Annotated in this window: 17 protein-coding genes and 1 pseudogene; 7 read left to right on the top strand and 11 right to left on the bottom strand. The window is 58.5% G+C overall.

Annotation, left to right across the window (positions count from 1 at the left end):
• Positions 1-19 precede the first annotated feature (19 nt).
• From CH74_RS08470 to CH74_RS08460, 3 genes are all read right to left on the bottom strand, one after another.
• The gene (locus CH74_RS08470; protein WP_156181443.1) at positions 20-3,940 is read right to left on the bottom strand and encodes an AAA family ATPase; all 3,921 of its coding nucleotides are present in this window, start codon (positions 3,938-3,940) and stop codon (positions 20-22) included.
• Between the two features lie 79 nt (positions 3,941-4,019).
• Complete coding sequence (locus tag CH74_RS08465; RefSeq protein ID WP_156181441.1) at positions 4,020-4,655, bottom strand: tRNA-(ms[2]io[6]A)-hydroxylase; 636 nt, start codon at positions 4,653-4,655, stop codon at positions 4,020-4,022.
• Positions 4,656-4,664: 9 nt separating this feature from the next.
• A complete protein-coding gene (locus CH74_RS08460) occupies positions 4,665-5,105 on the bottom strand; it encodes a DUF1289 domain-containing protein (RefSeq protein ID WP_048307028.1) in 441 nt (146 codons plus the stop codon).
• A 251-nt stretch (positions 5,106-5,356) separates the two neighbouring features.
• On the opposite strand from CH74_RS08460, the gene acnB reads away from it, so the two are divergent.
• The 4 genes from acnB (at position 5,357) to CH74_RS08440 (ending at position 11,258) form a co-directional block, all read left to right on the top strand.
• Positions 5,357-7,960 carry a bifunctional aconitate hydratase 2/2-methylisocitrate dehydratase gene (gene acnB / locus CH74_RS08455; RefSeq protein WP_048307040.1) on the top strand — a complete coding sequence of 868 codons (2,604 nt, stop codon included), beginning with the start codon at positions 5,357-5,359 and terminating at the stop codon, positions 7,958-7,960.
• Positions 7,961-8,209: 249 nt separating this feature from the next.
• Positions 8,210-8,815: a porin family protein gene (locus CH74_RS08450; RefSeq protein WP_048307027.1), complete on the top strand. Its 606-nt coding sequence runs from the start codon at positions 8,210-8,212 to the stop codon at positions 8,813-8,815.
• A gap of 37 nt (positions 8,816-8,852) precedes the next feature.
• Positions 8,853-9,341: a ribonuclease E activity regulator RraA gene (rraA, locus tag CH74_RS08445; protein WP_048307026.1), complete on the top strand. Its 489-nt coding sequence runs from the start codon at positions 8,853-8,855 to the stop codon at positions 9,339-9,341.
• Between the two features lie 84 nt (positions 9,342-9,425).
• Positions 9,426-11,258, top strand: coding sequence for a glycerophosphodiester phosphodiesterase family protein (locus CH74_RS08440; protein ID WP_048307025.1), 1,833 nt, complete (start codon positions 9,426-9,428; stop codon positions 11,256-11,258).
• A gap of 79 nt (positions 11,259-11,337) precedes the next feature.
• Here the strand turns inward: CH74_RS08440 and ppsA are convergent, their stop codons facing one another.
• Positions 11,338-13,710 (bottom strand): phosphoenolpyruvate synthase, encoded by a 2,373-nt coding sequence (gene ppsA, locus CH74_RS08435; protein WP_048307024.1) that lies wholly within the window; start codon positions 13,708-13,710, stop codon positions 11,338-11,340.
• A 332-nt stretch (positions 13,711-14,042) separates the two neighbouring features.
• On the opposite strand from ppsA, the gene CH74_RS08430 reads away from it, so the two are divergent.
• On the top strand, positions 14,043-14,876 hold the full coding sequence (locus CH74_RS08430) for a pyruvate, water dikinase regulatory protein (protein ID WP_048307023.1): 834 nt from the start codon (positions 14,043-14,045) through the stop codon (positions 14,874-14,876).
• A gap of 4 nt (positions 14,877-14,880) precedes the next feature.
• Here the strand turns inward: CH74_RS08430 and CH74_RS19500 are convergent, their stop codons facing one another.
• From CH74_RS19500 to CH74_RS08405, 6 genes are all read right to left on the bottom strand, one after another.
• Positions 14,881-15,354 carry an MATE family efflux transporter gene (locus tag CH74_RS19500; protein WP_253273009.1) on the bottom strand — a complete coding sequence of 158 codons (474 nt, stop codon included), beginning with the start codon at positions 15,352-15,354 and terminating at the stop codon, positions 14,881-14,883.
• Positions 15,336-16,268 (bottom strand): MATE family efflux transporter, encoded by a 933-nt coding sequence (locus CH74_RS08425; RefSeq protein WP_253273008.1) that lies wholly within the window; start codon positions 16,266-16,268, stop codon positions 15,336-15,338. Before CH74_RS08425 ends, CH74_RS19500 begins: the two co-directional genes overlap by 19 nt.
• Positions 16,269-16,361: 93 nt before the next feature.
• The gene (locus tag CH74_RS08420) at positions 16,362-16,751 is read right to left on the bottom strand and encodes a rhodanese-like domain-containing protein (RefSeq protein WP_048307022.1); all 390 of its coding nucleotides are present in this window, start codon (positions 16,749-16,751) and stop codon (positions 16,362-16,364) included.
• Between the two features lie 18 nt (positions 16,752-16,769).
• Complete coding sequence (gene mmsB / locus CH74_RS08415; RefSeq protein WP_048307021.1) at positions 16,770-17,672, bottom strand: 3-hydroxyisobutyrate dehydrogenase; 903 nt, start codon at positions 17,670-17,672, stop codon at positions 16,770-16,772.
• Between the two features lie 47 nt (positions 17,673-17,719).
• The gene (locus CH74_RS08410; protein WP_048307020.1) at positions 17,720-18,829 is read right to left on the bottom strand and encodes an enoyl-CoA hydratase/isomerase family protein; all 1,110 of its coding nucleotides are present in this window, start codon (positions 18,827-18,829) and stop codon (positions 17,720-17,722) included.
• A 30-nt stretch (positions 18,830-18,859) separates the two neighbouring features.
• On the bottom strand, positions 18,860-20,029 hold the full coding sequence (locus CH74_RS08405) for an acyl-CoA dehydrogenase family protein (protein WP_048307019.1): 1,170 nt from the start codon (positions 20,027-20,029) through the stop codon (positions 18,860-18,862).
• Positions 20,030-20,246: 217 nt separating this feature from the next.
• On the opposite strand from CH74_RS08405, the gene CH74_RS08400 reads away from it, so the two are divergent.
• Together CH74_RS08400 and CH74_RS08395 are read left to right on the top strand one after the other, a co-directional pair.
• Positions 20,247-20,690, top strand: coding sequence for a MerR family DNA-binding transcriptional regulator (locus CH74_RS08400; RefSeq protein ID WP_048307018.1), 444 nt, complete (start codon positions 20,247-20,249; stop codon positions 20,688-20,690).
• A gap of 66 nt (positions 20,691-20,756) precedes the next feature.
• Positions 20,757-22,492: pseudogene (locus CH74_RS08395) on the top strand (AMP-binding protein).
• A gap of 54 nt (positions 22,493-22,546) precedes the next feature.
• Here CH74_RS08395 and CH74_RS08390 read toward each other — a convergent pair.
• Positions 22,547-23,278, bottom strand: coding sequence for an S-methyl-5'-thioinosine phosphorylase (locus CH74_RS08390; RefSeq protein WP_048307017.1), 732 nt, complete (start codon positions 23,276-23,278; stop codon positions 22,547-22,549).
• Between the last annotated feature and the right edge of the window lie 12 nt (positions 23,279-23,290).

The raw sequence follows: 23,290 nt of genomic DNA, 5'->3' as shown, positions 1-23,290 counted from the left end.
GATCGCTTGCCTGTGGCGATCAGACACTGCGGCTGGGATGTCGCCTGCTAGGCGACTCCTGACGATCGAGCAACAGGCGCCAACGCATCAATACCGGCGCATCGGTCTTGCAAACCTCTTCCAGCAGCTGACGAAACTCGTCCCGGGCCTCGCGATCGCCGGGCTCAATACGTTCCAACCACAGCTCGAGTGCAAACAGCAGGTGGTGAATATTGCCATGCTCCCGGGCCAAGGCCCGGGCCTGCTCCACCAGGCTACGCACCGAGGCAGCCGAGCGTTCCCGCTTGAGTCGTACGCTTGCCAGCCGTACCGATAGCTCAGGCACATAAAGCGAGTTGCGCTCTCGAGCGACCAGCAGGCACTGATCCAGATAATCTTCCGCTCGGGTCAACTCATCCAGCGCCAGACAGGCGTCCACATACCATAGGTTGGGGCGCTGATAACGATCGCGTCCGACCATTTCGGCAAGCTCGTCAAGCCCACTCTCTATTGTCGCCAGGCCCGTCGGGTCTCCCTGCATCGCCTTGTACCATCCTGACGTACACTGGGCGCTCACATGCCAAAGGTGCAGGTCGGCGGTATGGGTCAAGCCAAAAGCACGCTCGGCCCGGCTTCCGGCCAGATGAACGTGACCCAGCTGACGATAGATGGTAGCGGCGAACATCAACGCCATGGCGAGCGACCCCGGGTGCTTGAGATGTTCCGCCAGTCGAATGGCAGCCTCTACCTGCTGCTCCGCCGTCCGATAATCGCCCCGCAGACACAGCGTCCATCCTTGATAACAAGCGGCCGCAATCTGAGGATGATCGGAGAACGGCAACCACTCGATCATCATCGGCTGATTCAACGGATCGATCTCACGCAGATGATCGTGGGCTTGACGCAGTCGGCCGGCCCAGTACTCGCAGTGCGCCTGGGCATATTCCGCCAGACGTGCATAGCGCGGGTCCGGAAGTAGCCGTGCCAGCGTAGTCAAGCGTGACGCCAGAGAAAAGGCATCGGCGTTGGCATGACGCTGGCTGCAGCCTACCCAGAGCCCCCAATTAACTAGAAACCGCTGCTCGAGCTCGGTTTCTTCGTCGACGCTAGGTGTCTTTTCAAGCACCTCTCGGGCACGCACGAAGCTGTCATGAGCAGTAGGAGAACCATGCCCTTCCAGCGCCAGAGCGGCCTGCCCCTTGACGGTGAGAAGGCTGATTTCACGTTCTTCCTGGCCGTGTACGCTTTGCAGGCTCGTCAAGCCCGCGTCCGCCATGCGAATGGCCATGCGATTGGCGCTTATCTTCAAGGCTTCCCGAGCAGCCAGTTCGAAATAACGCGCGCCCCGCGCATGGTAGCCGCTTCTATGTAAATGCAGGGCAAAATCGTCAGGATGACGGCTGATATAGATGGGATAGTGCTCTTCGATCAGCGTCACCACCTGCTGGTGAATCGTCTCTCTGATATCCGTGGGGCAAGATAAATAGGCCGCTTCCTGCAATAGGGGGTGGGTAAACTGATAGTCATACTCGCCCTGCGCATTGCAGGCTTCGATAATCTCAAGACGCTGCATCTGCTCAAGTGCCAGCTTGAGCTGAGCCTCTTCGACGGGGCTGCACTGGCGTAGAAAATCGAGCCGGAATTGACGTCCGAGCACGGCAGCGGCGTGGGCGACCGGACGATCGCTATCAAGCTGATCGATACGACTGGCGAGCAGTCCCAACAACCCTTGTGGAAGCTCATCGATCTGCAGGCTGCGCCCTTCGCGACGATTGCTGTCAAGGCGTCGACACACTTCCTGCAGATAAAGCGGTACCCCTTCACAGCGCTCGATAATCTGATTACGCAGTCGCGGCGTGAGATGTAAGCGATAGTGCTTGGCCAGGTGAACCAACAGACGCGACGCTTGAATCGCATCAAGCTGCGTCAGCAGAATCTGCTGATCCCAATGCAGCCTGATGGGTAGCGGTTCCTGCCCGCGCATACTGGCTACAAGCAGGAACGGACAATTAATGGGTAGCCGCGCCTGCAGACCTGACAGCACCTTGAGGGAAAGCTCATCGATCCATTGCAGGTCGTCGATCATCAGGACCAATGGCTTATCCCGAGTGGCGCGCTCAATCAGACGGTGCAGCAAACGAATGACTAACTCGACCGCTTCATTGTTGAACTCACCGTCGAGCCCTTTCGACACTTCCTGATCGACTGGTGTCACCTGTAGCGCTTGCTGCAACAGGCGATAGCGTTCCACATCCTCTAGCATCGACGCATCGACGCTATCGCTCAAAAGCCCTTGCAGTACGTCCCCGCTCGCCTCATCTCCTGCATACCAGCGCAGTATCGAACACGCCACCCCATAGGGCTCTTGCATCGACATACGGGTCATGGATTGCCAGCAGATAGTAGTATCCTGACTCTGCTCCAACTGACGAAACCCCACCATCAAAGCGGATTTGCCCATACCGGAGGCGCCCTGCACCAGGACACTCTGACGCAAACCGATACCCGCTCGCGCAAGCGCATCCCGCAGTTTACGCAAGGCGTTCTCCCGGCCGATCAGGGTTGGCTGCGGGGCATTGCGTCCATTCATGTTGACACCCAACACCAATGCACGCAGGCGGACCCTGCCATCACAGGCCAGCACGCGAGTCGATAGTCGAGGCTGAAGATCCAGCGCTGGCGGCATGTGCTGACTGGCCACCTGGGAAATCACGAGCTCGCTACCCTCTGCGGCTCCCATCAATTCCAACGCGCGCTGACTGACCTGGCCAAGAGGATCGACCAGCCGGCGCTCGGGCAGATAAACCACGCGACCGCTATCAAGGCCTGCCGCCAGATCGAAGGAAGGCGGTGGTGTCTCGTTACTCCAATGACGCGTTATTTCTTCCGGTAAGGCCCGACGACAATGCTCATAGAGCGCCACCAGCTCAGCCAACTGGTGCGCCGGTCCGTGAGTACCGAAACAGGCAAGTCCCATGCCACCGGTAACACCGGGCAGCCAGAACCCCCCCAGGTGATGGCACTGCTGCTCGAGCCATCGCAGCAACTCGATCTGCAGCGTCAAACAGGCCCGCACCTCAGGGCGCTGGTCACGCTCGTCATTGAGACGCAGCCTGATCGCCATGACCGACAGCTGACGCTGCTCGATCTCATCGTCACGCAGCGGTTCGCTTTCCGAATCGAGGGCGCGCACGTAAGCGGTTTGGGACGAAGGTCGCTGGACATCGCTTTTGCCATTGGTCCAATGGCGGGCAAGGTGCAGAATATCCGGGTCCGGCTGCTGACCGGACAGCGCCAGCAGCTGTAGATAGGCATTGTATTCTTCATGGGCGGCAGCGGGCTGATCCTGATCGATCAACTGATGCATCAGTCGTTCGTGAAAAGGCGCATACCCGGAAAAGCGGCTAACCAACGTACGCAACAGCTCATCGTCGAGTTCACTGGCCGTGGTCAACACTTTTTCCGCATAGGCTATGACGCGTTGGCGCCATTCGCCGCGAAGACGTACCAGCCAACGCTGATAATCGACACATTGGTTGAGCTGCAGCTCTTCGGCAAGGTCACCGCGATAAAGCGTCAGCAACCGTTCCAGTCCCTGAGTACTGGCGGACTCCGCCAGCAACTGCTCGACGTGATGCAGATCCAGACGCCACTGCTGGGGTAACGTAAAAGCGATGGTCTGACGTGTTACCGTCAGTACTTGATCCGCCTCCTCTCCCAAACTCTGGCGCAGGCAATGCAGCGCGTGGCGCAAATTGGTACGTCCTGAAGAGAGCCCCTGATCAGGCCATAACAACTCCGCCAACGTTGCACGATTGACCTGCTGTTCATTGAGCAGCAGGTAAATCAGCAATGCCTTGACCTTGTCATAGCTAAACTGCGTCAGCACGTCGTCACCAACGCTTAGCGAGAAGTGGCCGAACAGTGTCAGCTGAGTCGTGGCGGATGTATCGCGTATCATTGTTATGGTTTCCTACAGTGTCGTGATGCCGTCATGTAGTGGCCTGTTACTGCGCCTTCAGCATTCAGGCATTTTTCATTCAGGCTGCCAGCGGCAGTCCGCTATGAAATCGGAAAACAGGATCGGGTGCCTCGATCAGCGCTTTCTCCCGTTCGGCAAAAAAAGCAATACGTTCTTCTATGGGCTCGGTGGCGTAGTGTCGCGCCAGCATCAGGTAATCTTCGTAGTGACGGCCCTCCGACTTCACTAACCCACGATAGAACTTGCCTAATTCATCGTCCAGATGCGGGATCAAACAGGCAAAGCGCTCGCAGCTTCGTGCTTCGATGAAGGCGCCCACGATCAACACATCAATCAGCCGCTGCGGGTCGTCCCGGCGAACCTCTTCACGCAAACCCGCGGCATAACGCGATGCACCGATATGGCGATAGGCAACGCCACGTTCCTCCATGAGCTTGACCACCTGTTCGAAATGCAAAAGCTCTTCCCGGGCAAGCTGGGACATCTTGGTCAGCAACAACGGATGTTCGACATAGCGATACATTAGGCTCATCGCCGTGGAGGCCGCCTTCTTCTCACATTGGGCATGATCGATCAGCAGCAGACTCGGATTGACAAGCGCCGCTTCGATCCAAGCCTCAGGAGTGGCGCAAGGCAAGAATGCCCGCAGCTCGGCAGGCAACAACATGGCAGTGGATTCAGACGTCGTTTTCATCATCTCGGATCAATCGAGCTCCAGGGTCAGGCGGCGGGATTCAGCGCGCTCGAGCAATGCATGCGTAATTGCCTCATGCAGTTCATCGGCGGAAAGTCGCAACCCTTTACCCTTGGGCTGCAAACCGTAGCGAGAAAGGTCGCGAATACGCGTACGCCCTACGCGTAGCAGTTCGACGGCACGAGACAGCGGCGGTTGATCGTCGCGAAAGCGAATACGATACCGCTCAAGCTGAGTTTGCAGTAAGGCGGCGTTCTCGATTGTCAGGTAGTCGCTCGCAATGCGCTCGCGCAACCTGTCTAGTTCGATCATGCGCTTGCGGCGCTGATCGTCCGCATAACCGAACCAATCACGAATCTCGCCTTCAGTGCGTTGACAGCCACGGCACACGGGGTCTCCAAGCGCCGTGGAGCAAAGCCCAACGCAGGGCGAAACGATAGATTGTCCCATTCTATTCTCCTCGGTAAACCATGGTAGCGCGCCAAGCCTTGGCCAGCGACAGACAAAAAAGTAAAAAGCGTGATTCTGAGCCAAACCAACGTCGAATCAGCTGGAGAGATGGCTTGCTTAACATTGTCGACAATTTCTCGTACCATGCATGCCCCCATAAGCGAAACCTTGTAAGCGCTCATTCTGCGCCGATGACGCCCCCTCGTCGCGGTTTCGTCCATGGCTACCTGACCATCGAAAAGGATCCCATCGTGCTTGAAGCCTATCGTCATCACGCCGAGGAGCGTGCCGCCAGCGGAGTACCCCCCAAGCCGCTGAATGCGGAGCAGACAATCGCGCTGATCGAACTGCTCAAATTGCCCACTCCAGGAGAAGAGCAGTTCTTGTTGGAGCTGATCACCGATCGTGTACCGCCGGGTGTCGATGAAGCGGCTTACATCAAAGCGGGATTTTTGAGCGCTATCACCAGAGGAGAAGTCGAGTCACCGCTGATCGACAAGATTCATGCGGTCAAGTTGCTGGGTACCATGCAGGGCGGCTACAACATCACGACTCTGGTGGAGCTGCTTGATGACGAGGCGCTTGCCAAGGAGGCCGGCGAACAGCTCAAGCATACTTTGCTGATGTTCGATGCCTTTCACGACGTGGCCGAACGCGCCAGGACGGGCAATGCGATTGCCAAGGATGTTCTTCAATCCTGGGCCGAGGCCGAGTGGTTTCTGGCCAAACCCAAGCTCGACGACAAGATCACTCTGGCGGTCTTCAAAGTACCCGGCGAAACCAATACCGACGACCTATCACCGGCGCCGGATGCTTGGTCCCGCCCGGACATCCCGCTGCATGCCAATGCCATGTTGAAGAACCCCCGAGAGGGTATCGAGCCACTCGAGCCCGGCACCAAGGGGCCCCTCGAGCAGATCGAAGCGGTCAAGGCCAAGGGCTATCCGGTGGCCTACGTGGGCGACGTCGTGGGCACCGGCTCTTCGCGCAAGTCCGCCACCAACTCCGTGCTGTGGTTCTTCGGCGACGACATTCCCTTCGTGCCCAACAAGCGGGCCGGCGGCTTCTGCTTCGGTGGCAAAATAGCGCCGATCTTCTTCAACACTATGGAAGATGCCGGCGCCCTGCCCATCGAGATGGACGTCTCCAAGATGGCCATGGGTGACGTCATTGATGTCTACCCCTATGAAGGCAAGGTCTGCAAGCACGATACCAACGAGGTGCTGAGCACGTTTGAACTCAAGACTCGCGTCATTCTCGACGAAGTGCGTGCCGGTGGCCGCATTCCATTGATCATCGGCCGCGGCCTGACGGACAAAGCGCGCAGCGAACTCGGCCTGGGTCCATCCGAGGTATTCAAGACGCCGGAGCAGCCCGCGGATACCGGCAAGGGATTCACTCTGGCCCAGAAAATGGTCGGCAAGGCCTGCGGCATGGAAGGCGTGCGCCCGGGCATGTACTGCGAGCCGAAAATGACCACCGTCGGCTCTCAGGACACCACTGGCCCCATGACTCGGGACGAATTGAAGGATCTGGCCTGTCTTGGCTTCCAGGCGGATCTGGTGATGCAGTCGTTCTGTCATACTGCCGCCTATCCTAAGCCCGTGGACGTGGAAACTCATCACACCCTGCCGGACTTCATCATGAATCGCGGCGGCGTTTCGCTGCGCCCGGGAGACGGCATCATCCACTCCTGGCTCAACCGTATGCTGCTGCCGGACACCGTGGGCACCGGCGGTGATTCTCACACCCGCTTCCCCATGGGCATTTCGTTTCCTGCGGGCTCGGGTCTCGTCGCCTTTGCCGCGGCCACCGGCGTCATGCCCCTGGACATGCCGGAATCGATCCTGGTGCGCTTCAAGGGCAAGCGCCAGCCCGGCATCACCCTGCGGGATCTGGTTCATGCCATTCCGCTGTATGGCATCAAGCAAGGCTTGTTGACCGTCGAGAAGTCCGGCAAGAAGAACGCTTTCTCCGGCCGAGTACTGGAAATCGAAGGGCTTGAGGATCTCACCGCCGAACAGGCGTTTGAGCTTTCAGACGCCTCCGCGGAGCGTAGTGCCGCCGGCTGTACCATCACGCTTTCCGAAGAGAGCATCAGCGAGTATCTGACCTCCAACGTCACGCTGCTCAAATGGATGATCGACAATGGCTATGGCGATCGTCGTACTCTGGAGCGTCGCATTCTGGCAATGCAGGAGTGGCTGGCCAATCCAAGCCTGATGCGTGCCGACGCGGATGCGGAGTACGCCGAGATCATCGAAATCGATCTTGCGGACATTACCGAGCCGGTGCTGTGCGCGCCCAACGACCCGGACGATGCACGGCTGCTTTCAGAGGTTGCCGGTGAGAAGATCGATGAAGTCTTCATCGGCTCCTGCATGACCAATATTGGCCATTTTCGTGCCGCCGGGAAGTTGCTGGAAAAGCAACCGGCAGGTAATCTAAAGACGCGTCTATGGCTGGCGCCGCCGACCCGGATGGATCAACATCAGTTGACCGAGGAAGGCTACTACGGGATTTATGGGCGCGCAGGCGCACGGATGGAAATGCCGGGTTGTTCGTTGTGCATGGGCAACCAGGCTCGCGTAGCACCAAAGTCCACCGTGGTCTCGACCTCGACCCGTAATTTCCCCAATCGTCTGGGAGATGGTGCCAATGTCTACCTGGCCTCAGCAGAACTGGCGGCAGTCGCCGCGGTCGTGGGTCGCCTCCCCACGGTCGAGGAATACCAGGGGTACATGGGCGAGTTCAACGCCATGGCCGGAGAGATCTACCGGTACATGAATTTTCATGAGATCGAGGCGTTTCAGAAGGCAGCCTCAAACGTGATTCCTGTCGCACAGGAAGCATGACCTATCGATTCCGATGCTCGCAACATCGATGGAATCCTTGCGGTTCCGAATCGACCACAGAAGCGCTCCGTTGATCGGAGCGCTTTTTTTATAACAAAAATTTACGCTGTTTGAGGCTTTCAACCTTGTAACCGAACAGTGTTCGGATTAATTTCAGGCCTAACGATCTACCGACGACAAGCCGGTTCTTGTCAGCGTGCCGTTTGATGATCACGGATTCCGCTGGCGTTAATATCTCGGAGTGTACCCATGAAACTCAAGACACTGGTGGCCGCCTCTTGCGCGTCTACCGTCATGCTTACCTTTGCCCCATTGGTAATGGCAGCGCCTAACGCAGATGGCTTGTATGTTGGAATTGGCACGGGCTTTGGCTCTTTGAAAAACAGCGGCGGCGATGTAGGTGACTTCATCTCCGATGGTATCGACGATTTCGATCTCCACGATGACGACGATAATGTCTTCAAGGGTTTCGTGGGCTTCGAGTTCAACCCCTATTTCGCAACTGAACTCTTCTATACGGATCTCGGACGCACTCGTATTAAAAGCATTGAAGGTGATAGTACCAGTCTGGATTCTTATGCCTACGGAGTAAGCGCCTTGGGCAAGTTGCCCATCACCTCCTGGTTCACGCTGTTTGCCAAGGCGGGTATCGCCAAATGGGAAACCGACGCCAAGGGCAGCCTGCGCGGCGTGAATGCAGATCTGGATGATCAGGATGGCGCCGATCCGGTCTATGGCGCCGGCGCTCAGTTCGATTTCGATCCGCTGCTGGTGCGGGCCGAATACGAGCGCTATGACTTCGACAGTGACTACAAGATCGATACGTTTACCGCCTCGGTAGGCTATAAATTCTAAGCGCCGCAAGGACAACGACAACCTCAAGGAGCCTGCCATGCCCGTTATTGTTACACCGGATATCTGCGATGCTTATCCGGACGTTCAGATTCTTGATCCTCTGTTTGCCAACTTTGGGGGCATTGATGCCTTTCATGGTCCGATAAAGACCGTCAAGTGCTTCGAGGACAACTCTCGGGTCAAGGAAGCGGTGAGCGAACCCGGTGACGGAGCGGTGCTGGTGGTGGACGCTGGCGGCTCGCTGCGCTGTGCGATGCTCGGCGATATGCTCGCGGAAAAGGCCGCGACCAATGGCTGGGCCGGGGTTGTCATGTTTGGCTGCGTGCGGGACGTGGAGGTACTGGCGGAGATCGAGCTTGGCGTGCAGGCCTTGAGTGCTCATCCAAGACGCAGCGAGAAACGTGGCGAAGGGCAGCGCGACATTCCCGTTACCTTTGCCGGAGTTACCGTTCACCCGGGGCAGTGGCTATACGCCGATAACAACGGCATTTTGATTGCAAAAGAACGCCTGGCGCTGGACGACTGAGCCATAGACTATAAACGCCTTTCCACAAGCTCTCCTGCAAGCATGGCATTTGTCATGCTTGCCATGTAATGAGACGCTTGTTTCATGTCTGATCAACCCTCTCATATATTAACGCCCCATCATCTGCTGACGGCGGTGACGGCTTCGCTACGCGAACACTGGCGACCCCTGCTTGCCTACCATCTGTTCTTTACGCTACTGGCGACCACTTTGCTGCTGCCCGCATCCGCGACAGCACTGGCCGCGCTGCTGAAGCGTATCGGGCGTCCCGTGTTCACCAATGGTCAATTACTCGATATCGCGCTTTCCCCGATGGGATTGCTCTGGTTGCTGGTCGCCATTGGAACTGCCTTTCTGATCCTGTTTCTGCAACAGGCTGGCATGATGCTGGTTGCGGTGCGCCCCGACGCCAGCCGCTATCGCATTGCGCTGGAAGCACTGTGGAACGTTGCCCGACGATTTATGGCCATCACCATCTTGGCGCTGCTGCAAGTCGCCATTCATTTGCTGCTGGCACTGCCTTTTCTCATTGCGCTAGTGGTGCTTTATCAATGGCTGCTCGGGGGAATGGAAAGCTACTATGTGCTGCGGGTCAAGCCACGAGAGTGGTGGCTATTCCTGGCCTGTGGCCTGCCCTTCGTTCTGCTTTGGCTCCGGTTCGCGGCAGGACTTTATCTACGCTGGTCCCTGGCCCTGCCGGTATTGATCCTTGAAAACGTATCGACGCGTCGTGCATTGGCCCGTAGTCACGAGCTGACCAAAGGAAACAAACGGCGCCTGACGCTACCGATCGCTCTCCCAGTACTGGTGATCATTGCCTTGCCAATAGGCATTACCAACTTGTTTGATGCGTCGATCTCACCCTTGTTGGGCTGGCTACCGGAGCGCAGCACGATACTGATTCCGGCGATGCTTGCTTACCTGACCATTTACGTCCTTCTGACCCTGGCAGTCACTTTCATCGGTGTGGCGGTCAATAGCCTCTTGCTAGCCTGCATCTATTTGCGCCTGGCACAGCACCAACCCAGGCCTCAGGCGCCGCCCAAAAGCAGCTATCCGATCTGGGTAGCCTGGGGGGCGGAGGCCATCATTCTGGCGTTGGCGTTAAGCCAGGCCGCAACAGCACTCACAAGCTTCGAGATTCGCGATCGCGTCGATATCACCGCGCATCGCGGCAGCTCAGCCAAGGCGCCGGAAAATACCCTTGCGGCCTTCGAGCAGGCCATCGAGGATGGTGCAGATTACATCGAGTTCGATGTGCGCCTGACACAAGACAACGAAGTCGTAATCTCTCACGACAATAACCTTCGACGTCTGACGAAGCTCAATCGCTCCTTGTCCGACATGACCCTGGAAGAAGCACGCCAGGTCGATATAGGCAGCTGGTTCGGAGACGTATTCGTCGATATGCGTATCCCCACCCTTGAAGAAGTCATCAGACTGGCCAAAGGGCGTATCAAGCTCTATGTCGAGCTCAAACCGGCTCGAGGGAATGAAAAGGCGCTTGCCGCCGCCGTGATCGACAGGCTATCAAAGGTTCCCGATGAGAATGTGATTCTGGCTTCCTTGTCGCCGGTTGCACTTGCCGAGGCCAAGCGGCTTGCGCCGCAGCTTCGCACCGCGCTCTTCGCTCAATTCGTCGTGCGAGGCGGCATGGATTTACGACTCTTCGATGCCTTGGGACTGCGCCACAATCGGGTCACTCCGGGTACCGTCAGAACCGCCCAGCGTCACGGGTATGAGCTTCATACATGGACGGTAAACGGCCAAGGCGAAATGTCGCGCCTGATCGATCTGGGCGTCGACAACATCATCACCGACCGACCCGATCTGCTTGACGAAGTACTGGATGAACGCGCAACCCTCAGCGACGGTGAGCTATTACTCTTAAAGCTTCGCAACTGGCTGCGTTCTTGATAGCGGCTGACAGTGACAATGAAAACGCCCGGCCTATTCGAAAATAAGCCGGGCGCGCTTTTCTTGCTTGTGAAGGCGATCAGGCCATTTTTTCACCCGCCAGCATGAACCACGTCTCCAGCACCGCGTCTGGGTTCAACGATACCGAATCGATCCCTTGCTCCATCAGCCACTTGGCGAGCTCTGGGTAGTCCGAGGGCCCCTGACCGCAGATACCCACATACTTGCCCTGCTTCTTGCAGGCGGCGATGGCCATGGCCAGCAGCTTCTTCACCGCCGGGTTACGCTCATCGAACAGATGAGCCACGATGCCCGAGTCCCGATCCAGGCCCAGGGTCAGCTGGGTCAAATCGTTGGAGCCAATGGAGAAGCCATCGAAGTACTCGAGGAACTCCTCTGCCAGCAGCGCATTGGCCGGCAGCTCGCACATCATGATGATCTGCAAACCACGCTCACCGCGCTTGAGGCCGGCGGTATCGAGCAGCTCGACCACTTCACGGGCTTCATCCGTGGTGCGCACGAAGGGAATCATGATCTCGACGTTATCCAGCCCCATTTCGTCACGCACCCGCTTGATCGCTTGGCACTCCAGCTCGAAACAGGGACGGAAGGACTCGGAGATGTAGCGCGAGGCACCGCGGAAACCCAGCATCGGGTTCTCTTCCCCGGGCTCGTAGAGCTTGCCACCAATCAGGTTCTCGTACTCGTTGGACTTGAAGTCCGACATGCGCACGATGACCCGCTTGGGGTAGAACGCCGCCGCTAGGGTAGAGATACCTTCCACCAGCTTGTCGACGTAGAAGCTCACCGGATCGGCGTAACCGGCGGTGCGTGCATCGATGACCTGCTGCAGATCCGTTGGCAGCGTGGCGTAGTCCAGCAATGCTTTGGGATGCACGCCGATCATACGGTTGATGATGAATTCCAGGCGTGCCAGCCCTACACCAGCGTTAGGCAACGAGGCAAAGTTGAAGGCGCGATCCGGATTGCCCACGTTCATCATGATCTTGAAGGGAATGTCCGGCATGGCATCGACGCTTGAGGTCTTGCAGTCGAAGTCCAGCAGCCCTTCGTAGACGTGGCCGGTGTCACCCTCGGCGCAGGAAACCGTTACTTCCTGACCGTCGGTGAGCACTCGCGTGGCATCACCACAGCCCACCACCGCGGCTATCCCCAGCTCCCGGGCGATGATCGCCGCATGGCAGGTACGACCGCCACGGTTGGTGACGATGGCGGAGGCGCGTTTCATCACCGGCTCCCAGTCCGGATCGGTCATGTCCGTGACCAGGATGTCACCGTTGTTAACCTTGTCCATCTGCTCCGGGGTCTCGATGATCTTGACCGCACCGCGTCCGATGCGCTGACCGATGGCTCGACCGGATACCACCAGGCGGCCCTTTTCCTTGAGCTGGAAACGTTCGAGCTTGCCGCCTTCCTGATTGGAAACCACGGTTTCCGGACGGGCCTGCACGATGTAGAGCTTACCGTCATCCCCATCCCGGGCCCATTCGATATCCATGGGGCGGCCATAGTGCTTCTCGATGGTCATTGCCTGACGCGCCAGGGCCATGACGTCTTCATCGTCGAGACAAAAGCGCATCCGATCCGCCGCCGGCACGTCGATGGTCTGCACGGAACGCCCGGCAGAGGCATCCTCGGTATAGGTCATCTTAATCAGCTTGGAGCCTAGGGTGCGGCGCAGCACGGCGGGGCGTCCGGCAGCCAGGGTCGACTTGTGAACGTAGAACTCGTCCGGATTGACCGCGCCTTGCACCACGGTCTCGCCGAGCCCCCAGGAGCCGGTCACGAAGACTGCGTCGCGGTAACCGGACTCGGTATCCAGGGTGAACATGACCCCAGCGGCGCCGGTTTCGGAGCGCACCATTTTCTGGATGCCCGCGGACAGCGCGACCAGTGCATGATCGAAGCCCTGATGTACGCGATAGGAGATCGCCCGATCGTTGAACAGCGAGGCAAATACCTCGTGCACGGCGCGCTTGACGTTCTCGAAGCCTTCGATGTTGAGGAAAGTCTCCTGCTGGCCGGCAAAGGAGGCGTCTGGCAAGTCTTCCGCGGTGGCGGAAGAGCGCACTGCCACCTTGAGGTTTTCGTGACGGGATTCGAGTTCCCGATAGCTTTCCTGCAGCGCTTTTTCGAAGGCCGGCGGCAGCGGCGTGTCGATGACCCACTGGCGAATCTCGGCGCCGACCCGGGCCAGTTCTTTTACATCGTCCACGTCGAGGCGGTTCAAAGCGTCGTTTATACGCTCGTTGAGACCTTCGTGGGCCAGGAACTCACGGTAGGCAAAGGCCGTGGTGGCAAAGCCGCCCGGTACGGTGACGCCAGCATCCGCCAAGTTGGAGATCATTTCGCCCAACGAGGCGTTCTTGCCTCCTACCCGCTCGACATCGTTCATGCCGAGACGATCGAACCATTCGATGTACTGTTCCAAGAGACCCCCTAGGTCGTTGTGAAATAGATAGCGCCTGCGCTGCTGGCTGTATCATCGTTCACCGCTGTGTCGATACAGGACGCTACAGACGGCAGCACACGCTTTTTGAGATGTTGGGTACCCTAGCAAATCGGAAGTATTATTCGCCATTAGTCTAATAGAGAAGTCACTGGAGTATTTTTACAACACGCCCTCGTTTTGCTCGTTTTCCTGTAGTCGCTCGTTCATCTCGAAACGTAAAAGCCATCAAGAGGCGGGAAAGCGATTGTGGCGGTGCAGCTGAATCGAGACAATACGCGGCATATTGTTCAGCACTGTCGAGGAAGTACACCATGACGCGCACCGCTTTTTTCATCTCTGATGGGACCGGCATCACCGCCGAGGCCCTCGGCCGCAGCCTGCTGGCCCAGTTCGAGAATGTCGAAATCACCAAGATAACCAAACCCTATATTGATTCGACGGAGAAGGCGCAAAATCTGGCTGCAGTAATCGATGCTACCGCGGCGCGGGACGGGGAATTACCGATCATCATCGATACCATCGTCGATGAGTCGATTCGCGAAATCATCTCCCAGGCGCCGGGCTTCAAGGTGGATATTTTCACCACCTTCTTGGTGCCTCTAGAAGAGGAGTTGCGCACCCATTCTTCCTATTCCGTGGGCCGTACTCATGCCATCGCTCAGGATGAGGTCTATATGAACCGTATCGACTCGGTGCATTTTGCCCTTGATAACGACGATGGCGCCCGTGTGCATCAATACGACACAGCGGATACCATTTTGGTAGGGGTGTCCCGCTGCGGCAAGACGCCCACCTCGCTCTATCTGGCACTCCAATTCGGCATCCGCGCCGCCAATTACCCGCTCACGGATGATGATCTCGACGAAGATGGCTCGCTCAAGATGCCCAAGTCGCTGGCGCCTCATCGTCACAAGCTGTTTGGGCTGACCATCGATCCGCGGCGCCTTTCGGAGATTCGCAGCGAGCGCCGGCCCAATAGCCGCTATTGCTCCATCGATCAGTGCCTTCAGGAAGTGCAACAGGCGGAAGCGCTTTACCGGCGCTATCATGTGCCCTTCATCGATACGACCCGTTTTTCCATCGAGGAGATCTCGACTCGCATGATCGCGGAGACGGGATTGCAGCGGCGTTTCAGCCCTCGCTAGTGACTCACACCTTCAGCCGCCGGCGCAGCGTGCGCTGCATCTGATGCCAGGAGATCGCCGCCATGATCAGATTGGCGGACATCATACCGAGGAAGATGCCCAGCGGCCCGCCTAGGTGGCCGCCTAGCCAGGCCAAGGGCACGAAGAGCACGAACAAGCGCACAACCGAGAGTTCCAGAGCGCGTCGAGGCTTATGCAATGCATTGAAAGACGAGTTGGTCAGGATCACCACGCCTTGCGCACCCAGGCCTAACGGCACCCACCATAAAAACAGCCGCAGCACCTCGCCGACCTCCGGGTTCTGCGCATAGCTGCTGGTCAGCCAGGGCGCCAGCAGCTGCAGTACGATCCAAACCCCAAGCTGCCAGACGAGCACGAACACGAAACAGCCTAGAATCGCTCGCTTGACCCGTTCCGGCTGGTCCGCGCCATGATTCTGGCTGACAAAAGGCGATAGCGTCATTGACAGCGACAGCACTGCAATCTGAGCGATGGCATCGATGCGAGTGCCGACCCCGAGGCCGCTACCGCCGCATGGCCGTAATCCGCAACGATGCGCGTCACCAATGCCATGGCGATAGGAGTAAAAACGCTGGTGATTGCCGCCGGCAGTGCGATTCTGCCTAGTTCGCGCCAGGATTCGATCAGCGCGGCGAGCTTGAACCTGCCGAAATCCATCAACGCTCGCAGGTCACGCTGAGCAAACAGCGCCAAGGTCATGGCAGCCCAGCTGATGACCGTGGCCAAGGCCGCCCCGCTCATCCCCAGCGCCGGTATCGGCCCTAAACCGAAGATCAATACCGGGTCGAGCATGGCATTGAGCAGCGCGGCACCGCCCATCATCATGCCGGGAATCAGGGTGTTGCCCTGGGCGCGCAGCACGCTATTGAGTACTCGGGGTGCGATGACAAACGCCGCCCCCAGATACCAGACGTCCATATATGCCTGAATGTAGGGCATCAGCGACTGGTCGGCGCCCAAAGCCGTGAACAACGGCACTACGCTTGTTCGTCCCGCCAAGGTGACCGCCACGCCGACCAGTAGCGCCAGAAGAAAAGCATCAGTGGCACGTCGGCGTACCGTGCCCACTTCCCCATGCCCGAGACGCCTTGCCACCACCGCCGAGGTGCCGATGGCCATGCCGATCGCCAGACTGATGGCGGCAAAGGAGACCGGAAAGGTAAAGGAGAACGCTGCCAGAGGCTGGGTGCCCAGTCGCGCGATGAACCAGGCATCCACCAGATTGAATAACAGCATCGCGATCGACCCGGCCACCACCGGTAGGGATTTTTTAAACAGGGTGGAAGCGATGGGGCCGGTCAGGAGAGGATTGGCGGGCACAGTCCGGGATGCCGTAGAAGATGAATCGCCGGGTTGAGTGGAGGAACGCATGCGGGCTCTCTGTTGTGCAAACAAGCAAATCCGCCATTGTGCCCGGCGCGGGATTTTATCCCAACCGATCTCAGTCTTTTAAGGCTCAAAGACTTACTTTTCGATGGGACCCTCGCCTTCCCGCCAGGCCGCGAATCCACCGCCCACATGACAGATCGGTCCGAAACCCATGCGCTGCAATTGCTGGGTCGCCAGGGCCGAGCGCTGCCCCTTGGCACAGAACAGCACGTAGCGATCGTCCCGGGCAAACACCTCGCGATGGTAGGGAGAATCCGGATCGACCCAGAACTCGAGCATACCGCGAGGTGCGTGCACCGCCCCGGGCACCCGCCCTTCCTTGTCCAATTCCCGTATGTCGCGGATATCGACAAAGGTTACCCCGGGCTGGCCGTGTAGCGCCAAGGCCTCTTCAGCGGTCAAGGTTTCGATCTCGCTTTCCGCGTCAGCAACCAGTTCGGCCACAGGCTTGCTCAATGGTTTCATCGTCCTATTACTCCTTTTTTACTGCTCGTCGCCTACGCGATAAAAGCGCTGAATACTGGAGAAATCGAGTCGGCCATTGCCTTGCGCGGCATGTTGCACGTACAGGTTGCGCGCTTGAGATCCCATGGGTATCGCTGCCTTGGATTCCAGAGCCATTTGCCAGGCCAGACCTAGATCCTTGGTCATCAGATCCACCAGAAAGCCGCCCTGATAGTCGCTGGAAGCCGGCGCATTCTCCATCACGCCGGGCCAGGGATTGTACACATTAAGGGCCCAGTTGCCGCCGGAGCTTTGCTTCATGATCTCGGACAGTACCGCCGGGTCGAGACCGTTTTTCACCCCCAGGGACAATGCCTCGGCGGTACCGCTCATGAGGATGCTCAGCAGCATGTTGTTGCAGATCTTGGCGACCTGCCCGGCACCACTCTCACCGGCATGAAAGACATTCTTGCCCATGGCCTCGAGCACCGGCTTGGCCTGCTCAAAGCCCGCCTCGTCTCCCCCGACAATGAAGGTCAAGGTGCCAGCCTTGGCGCCACCTACGCCGCCGGAAACCGGCGCATCAAGATAGCTCAGGCCGCGTTCTCGGGCCGCCTCGGCGACCAGGCGCGCATCCTCCGGGGCTATGGTCGAGGCATCGATGATCAAGGGTTTGCCGTCAAGCGCATCGAGCAATCCCGATTGATCCGCCTGTCCGAGATAGAGACTTTTCACATGAGTACCGGCAGGCAGCATCGACAGGATGACCTCGGCACCTCGGGCCGCTTCCGCTGCGGAAGAAGCGCTTTGCGCACCGGCATTTTTCAGCGTCTGGATGGCGGATTCGACCAGATCGAAAACCACCACTTCGTGGCCGGCGTTGACCAGATTGGTGGCCATGGGCGTGCCCATGTTACCCAGACCTATAAAGGCGATTTTCATGGCGGGTCTCCTTTCTAAAAAACTCTTGTTGTCAGCGACGTTGTTGCCTACAAGTCGCGCAGCGGGTGTGCTTGCGGCGACCATAGCGGGCTCAGGAAATCCTCGACATCGCGCTCCGGCACCCGGGCCACGTCTGCATGGGACCAGCGCGGGTTCTTGTCCTTGTCGATCAGCAAGGCCCGCACCCCTTCGGCAAGCTCGCCATGGCGGCAGCACTGCACGGAGAGGTTGAGTTCGTCACGAAAGGCATCCGCAAGGCTTGCATGGCGATGACGCGCCAGCATGCGCCAGACCAGATGCGCGCTCATCGGACACCCCAGGGCCAGACGCTGGCGATTGGCCGCCAACCAGTCGTCGTCCTTGGCATCGTCGAGAATGCGCGTGACCGCTTCATTGACCGTGGCGGCATCGACAAGTGACTGAATCTCGTCAAGACGAGGCATCACCTGAGCGTTTGGCGCTTCACGTCGGGCCTCGAAGTCTCGAAGTATGCTGTGCAGGTCGGTGTCCGGTGCGCCGAGATCCGCGTCCACCAGGGTATCGAGCACGTCCTGACGCCGGGCATGAGGAATCAGGCGATCAGCAAGCCCGAGATCGAGCGCATCCCGGGCGTTGATCTGTGCACCGGTCAGGCCCAGATAAGCACCTACCCCCGGGGGCATGCGGTTCAGGAACCAGCTGGCGCCGATATCCGGATACAAGCCGATGGTGATCTCCGGCATGGCGATGCGGGTGGACTCCGTGGCGATGCGCTGACCGCCGCCGGCCATCAGGCCCAGACCGCCCCCCATGACGATGCCATTGCCCCACACCACCAGCGGTTTGGAATAGGTGTGAATCATGTAATCTAGGCGATATTCCGCGGTGAAATAAGTCTCGGCGAAGGCGCCTGCTTCATCTACATGCGCCGCCTCTGTCATCGCACGATACAGCGCCACCACATCGCCACCGGCACATAGCGCCTTGTCGCCGGCGCCTTCGAGCCAAACGATTTTGACGCGATCGTCCTTGGCCCAGGCATCGAGCTTTTCGGTCAACAACTCGATCATTTCCAAAGACAGCGCGTTGAGCGACTTGGGGGCATTGAGCGTGGCGACGGCAACGACACCGCCATCGCGAGTCGATAGTTCGTTGAACAGAACAAGAGAGTCAGACATGCGAAATGCTTCCTTGCCAGGAGTGTGGGTTCATTGCTGCAGGGCGTCGATGGCGCCCTCCGCGAACAATCTGCGGGCGACGATCAGGCGCATGATCTCATTGGTGCCCTCTAAAATCTGGTGCACCCGGGTGTCTCGCACCAGACGCTCCAGCGGATACTCCTTGATGTAGCCGTAGCCCCCGTGCAGCTGCAGGGCTTCGTTGCATACGTTGAAGCCGATATCCGTCGCCAAGCGCTTGGCCATGGCGCAGTGAGCCGATGCCTGGGGGTCGCTTTGATCCAGCCGCCAGGCGGCGTGACGCACCATAAGACGTGCGCTGGTAAGCTCGGTGGCCATATCGGCGAACTTGAACTGCAGGGCCTGGAACGACGCCAGGGCACTGCCGAACTGCTTGCGTTCGTGCAGGTATTCCCGAGACAGGGACAAGGCATGTTGAGCGGCCCCCAGGGAACAGCTGGCGATGTTCAAGCGCCCGCCATCGAGGCCTTGCATGGCAAGCTTGAACCCCTCGCCCTCCTCCGCAAGACGATGACTTACCGGTACCCGTACGCCGTCGAAGCTGACCAGCCGGGTCGGCTGGCTCTTCCAGCCCATCTTGTCCTCGTTCTTGCCGTATTCAATACCAGCGCTATCTGCGGGTACCGCGAAGGCCGTCACGCCTGCGGCGCCGGAATCCGACTCGCCGGTACGGGCCATGACCACCAGCATGTCAGTTTCCCCGGCACCGGAGATGAACATCTTGCTACCCGAGATCACATACTCATCGCCTTCCCGCACCGCCTTGGTGCGCAGATTGGCCGCATCCGACCCGGAACCGGGTTCCGTCAGGCAATAGGACGCCAGCCGCTCGCCGCTGATCAAGGCAGGCAGCCAGGCCTCATGAAGCGCTTCACCACCCCAGCGGGCGATCATCCAGCTGGCCATGTTATGAATGGTCAGATAGGCGGTGGTGGAAATACAGCCTTGGGCCAACTGTTCGAAAATCAGCGAGGCATCGAGTCGCGACAAGCCCAGTCCGCCGTGATCCTCGTCGATATAGATCGCCAGGAATCCCGCGTCGCCGGCACGCTTGATGACGTCCACGGGAAAGTGAGAGGTCGCATCCCATTCGGCGGCATGAGGGGCGAGCTCGACTCGGGCAAAATCCGCAGCTGCCTGCTGCAGTGCGCGTTGGTCTTCGTTTAGGGCAAAATCCATGGCAGCCTCCCTAGACCTAGGTGAATTCTGAAACGTACAAGCAAATTCGTAACAAGGATTGGATCATCTACACAACCTAGCATTTGTCGCCGGGGATGAAAGCTATCGCTTGGTCTACTTTACGTTAACGTCAAGCTAATCTAGCCTGACCCTTTGAAAAATCTCCATCGGGAGACCCAGTGGCGATGACACGCTCCCACTACTCAAGGATAGCAGCATGTCCGAGGCGTCCCAGCACCGCCCAACCCAGCGCCACTCCTTCTCGCGACGACAATATACGATCGGTGAACTTGCCCATATTTTCGAGGTGACATCTCGCACCATTCGTTTTTACGAGCAGGAAGGGTTACTGACACCGGAGCGACGAGGCCGTACCCGGGTCTATCATGAAAAGGATCGGGTGCGTCTGAAGCTGACGCTGCGGGGCAAGCGCCTGGGGTTTTCTCTGGCAGAAATTCGTGAAGTGATCCAGCTTTATGATCAGGCCCCGGACGGTGATGAACAACAGCTGCAGCGTCTTCTCGATCTACTCGGTGAAAAACGCGAGGCCATGCAGCAGCAGCTGGAAGACATCCGCATATTGCAACGGGAGCTCGACGAGGTCGAAACGCGCTGTCGCGAATCTCTTGCACTGCTCGAGGCAGCTCGGAGCAAACGTTAAATCAAAGCCCGGGCCGCCTTTGTCATGAACGTGGCATTCCATTGCCAACAACAAGCAGGAAGCACCATGACTCAGCACGCTACCACTTCGATTGACACCACCCCCCATTCCGACACTGTCCCTGGCTCTCGATTCAGTTATGCCAGCGGTATCAGCGAGAAACCTCTCAAGGGTCAGACCATCGGTGATTGCTTCGATGAGACCGTCGAGCGCTACCCTGAGCGGGATGCTTGATCAGTCGTCACCAGCAATTGCGCTACACCTGGCGGGAGCTGCATGCGGAAGTCGAACGCGCCGCCTGCGCCCTGCTCGCTCTGGGCGTGACCAAGGGCGAGCGCGTTGGCATCTGGGCGCCCAACTGCGCCGAGTGGGCAATCACCCAGTTCGCCACGGCGAAGATTGGCGCAATCCTTGTCAACATCAATCCAAGCTATCGCACTCACGAGCTCGAGTACGCCTTGACCCAGTCCGGCACTTCGACCTTGATACTGCAGGGTGAATTCAAGACGTCGAACTATGTCGACATGATTGGCGAGCTGGCGCCAGAGCTTGCCAGCGATTATTCCGATGCACTGAACAGCGCTCGCCTGCCCAATCTAAAGCGGGTGATCTGCCTCGATGCCGCTCTCGCGCTACCCGGCATGATGCACTGGGAAACACTGCTGGCGCAGTCGGACAAGGTTACGAATGAAGAATTGGCTACGTTGCAGGCCAGGCTACAGTTCGACGAGCCGATCAATATCCAGTACACCTCCGGCACCACCGGCGCTCCCAAGGGCGCGACACTTTCACATCACAACATTCTCAACAACGGCTTCTTCGTCGCCGAGCGCATCAAGCTCACCAGCGAGGATCGCATGGTGATTCCGGTACCTCTGTATCACTGCTTCGGCATGGTCATGGGCAATCTGGGCTGCATGACTCACGGGGCGGCGATGATCTACCCGGATGAAGGCTTCGATCCGTTGACCACGCTACAGGCCGTCAGCGAAGAGCATGCCACCGCGCTTTACGGCGTGCCCACCATGTTCATCGCCGAACTCGAACATCCGGAATTCGAGCGTTTCGATCTGGACTCGTTGCGCACCGGCATCATGGCCGGTTCGATCTGCCCCATCGAGGTGATGCGCCAGGTCATCGACAAGATGCACATGAAAGAAGTCAGCATCTGCTACGGCATGACCGAAACCAGTCCGGTCAGCCTGCAGACCCAGACCGACGCACCGCTTGAGAAACGTGTCACCACGGTAGGGACGATTCATCCCCACACCGAGGTCAAGCTGGTCGACCCATCCACCGGTGCGGTGGTACCCATAGGCGAAAAAGGCGAGCTGTGCACCCGAGGCTATAGCGTGATGCTTGGCTATTGGAACAACGTGGAAGCCACGGACAAAGCCATAGATCCGGCCGGCTGGATGCACACCGGTGATCTTGCCACCATGGACGACGAGGGTTATGCCACCATCGTCGGGCGCATCAAGGATATGATCATCCGGGGTGGCGAGAACGTGTATCCGCGAGAAATTGAGGACTTTCTCTATACCCATCCGGCCATTTCCGATGTGCAAATAATCGGCGTGCCGGATGAGAAGTATGGCGAGGAGATCATGGCTTGGGTCAAGCTGGGCGAAGGCGAAACCCTGGATGAAGAAAGCCTGCGGGATTTTTGCAAGGGTCAGATCGCCCACTACAAGGTGCCGCGCTACGTGAAGTTTGTCGACGCCTTCCCCATGACCGTGACCGGTAAGATCCAGAAGTTCAAGATGCGTGAAGAAGCGACTCACGAGCTGGGCTTGAAGTAGAGAAGCCTCCACGTGTTCCAAGCCGCCCGACAGCAGGCTGCCGGGCGGCTTCGCTCATGTCGTCAGCAGCGCGTCGATCACTCGCGTGACACGCTCGATGCCGTTCTCGAGGGCCGCTTCGATCTCCGCCATGGTGATCTCGCTCTCGACCACGCCGGCGGCGGGATTGACCATCAGCGCCAGGCAGGCATAGGGAATTGACAGTTCTCGTGCCAGCACCGCTTCCGGCATGCCGGTCATCCCCACCACCCGGCAGCCGTCCCTCGCCATTCGAGCAATCTCGGCGGCGGTTTCGAGGCGTGGCCCCTGGGTGCAGCCATAAATACCGCCGTCCTCGATTGCCTCACCGGTTTGCCTACCTGCCCCCACTAGAGTATTTCGTAGAACATTGTCATAAGGCCAAGAGAAATCAATATGCTTCAAGGGTCGAAAGCGCCCATCGAAATAGGTGGATTCGCGCCCGATGGTGTAATCGATCAGCTGATCCGGCACCACCAACGCCCCGGACTGAAGTTCGGGGTCGATGCCGCCGACCGCATTGATGCCGATGATGCTCGTGGCGCCGGCCTGCTTGAGCACCCATAGATTGGCACGGTAGTTGACCCGATGCGGTGGCAGCTTGTGCGGATGACCATGGCGAGCCAGAAACAAAATGTCTTGTCCTTTCAGCGTACCCTGCACAACACCGGCAGACGCCGCCCCCAGGGGCGTTTCCGCGGAATGCCGCTTGACCACGTCCAGTCCTGCCATCTCGGTCAGGCCGGTCCCGCCGATAATCGCCAGCATCGCAAGTCTCCT

The sequence above is a fragment of the Halomonas sp. PR-M31 genome (genome assembly GCF_001039575.1).
GTDB lineage: Bacteria > Pseudomonadota > Gammaproteobacteria > Pseudomonadales > Halomonadaceae > Modicisalibacter.
The sequence above is the reverse complement of the archived record's forward strand: the minus strand, read 5'-3'. Positions and strand labels throughout refer to the sequence as shown.

Excerpts from the sequence above, each read along its gene's own strand:
- rraA (WP_048307026.1), top strand. The coding sequence starts at position 8,853 with ATGCCCGTTATTGTTACACCGGATATCTGCGATGCTTATCCGGACGTT.
- CH74_RS08460 (WP_048307028.1), bottom strand. The coding sequence starts at position 5,105 with ATGGGACAATCTATCGTTTCGCCCTGCGTTGGGCTTTGCTCCACGGCG.
- CH74_RS08440 (WP_048307025.1), top strand. The coding sequence starts at position 9,426 with ATGTCTGATCAACCCTCTCATATATTAACGCCCCATCATCTGCTGACG.
- CH74_RS08465 (WP_156181441.1), bottom strand. The coding sequence starts at position 4,655 with ATGAAAACGACGTCTGAATCCACTGCCATGTTGTTGCCTGCCGAGCTG.
- CH74_RS08405 (WP_048307019.1), bottom strand. The coding sequence starts at position 20,029 with ATGGATTTTGCCCTAAACGAAGACCAACGCGCACTGCAGCAGGCAGCT.
- CH74_RS08470 (WP_156181443.1), bottom strand. The coding sequence starts at position 3,940 with ATGATACGCGATACATCCGCCACGACTCAGCTGACACTGTTCGGCCAC.
- CH74_RS08400 (WP_048307018.1), top strand. The coding sequence starts at position 20,247 with ATGTCCGAGGCGTCCCAGCACCGCCCAACCCAGCGCCACTCCTTCTCG.
- CH74_RS08430 (WP_048307023.1), top strand. The coding sequence starts at position 14,043 with ATGACGCGCACCGCTTTTTTCATCTCTGATGGGACCGGCATCACCGCC.
- CH74_RS08410 (WP_048307020.1), bottom strand. The coding sequence starts at position 18,829 with ATGTCTGACTCTCTTGTTCTGTTCAACGAACTATCGACTCGCGATGGC.
- CH74_RS08425 (WP_253273008.1), bottom strand. The coding sequence starts at position 16,268 with ATGCGTTCCTCCACTCAACCCGGCGATTCATCTTCTACGGCATCCCGG.
- CH74_RS08450 (WP_048307027.1), top strand. The coding sequence starts at position 8,210 with ATGAAACTCAAGACACTGGTGGCCGCCTCTTGCGCGTCTACCGTCATG.
- CH74_RS08390 (WP_048307017.1), bottom strand. The coding sequence starts at position 23,278 with ATGCTGGCGATTATCGGCGGGACCGGCCTGACCGAGATGGCAGGACTG.
- mmsB (WP_048307021.1), bottom strand. The coding sequence starts at position 17,672 with ATGAAAATCGCCTTTATAGGTCTGGGTAACATGGGCACGCCCATGGCC.
- CH74_RS08420 (WP_048307022.1), bottom strand. The coding sequence starts at position 16,751 with ATGAAACCATTGAGCAAGCCTGTGGCCGAACTGGTTGCTGACGCGGAA.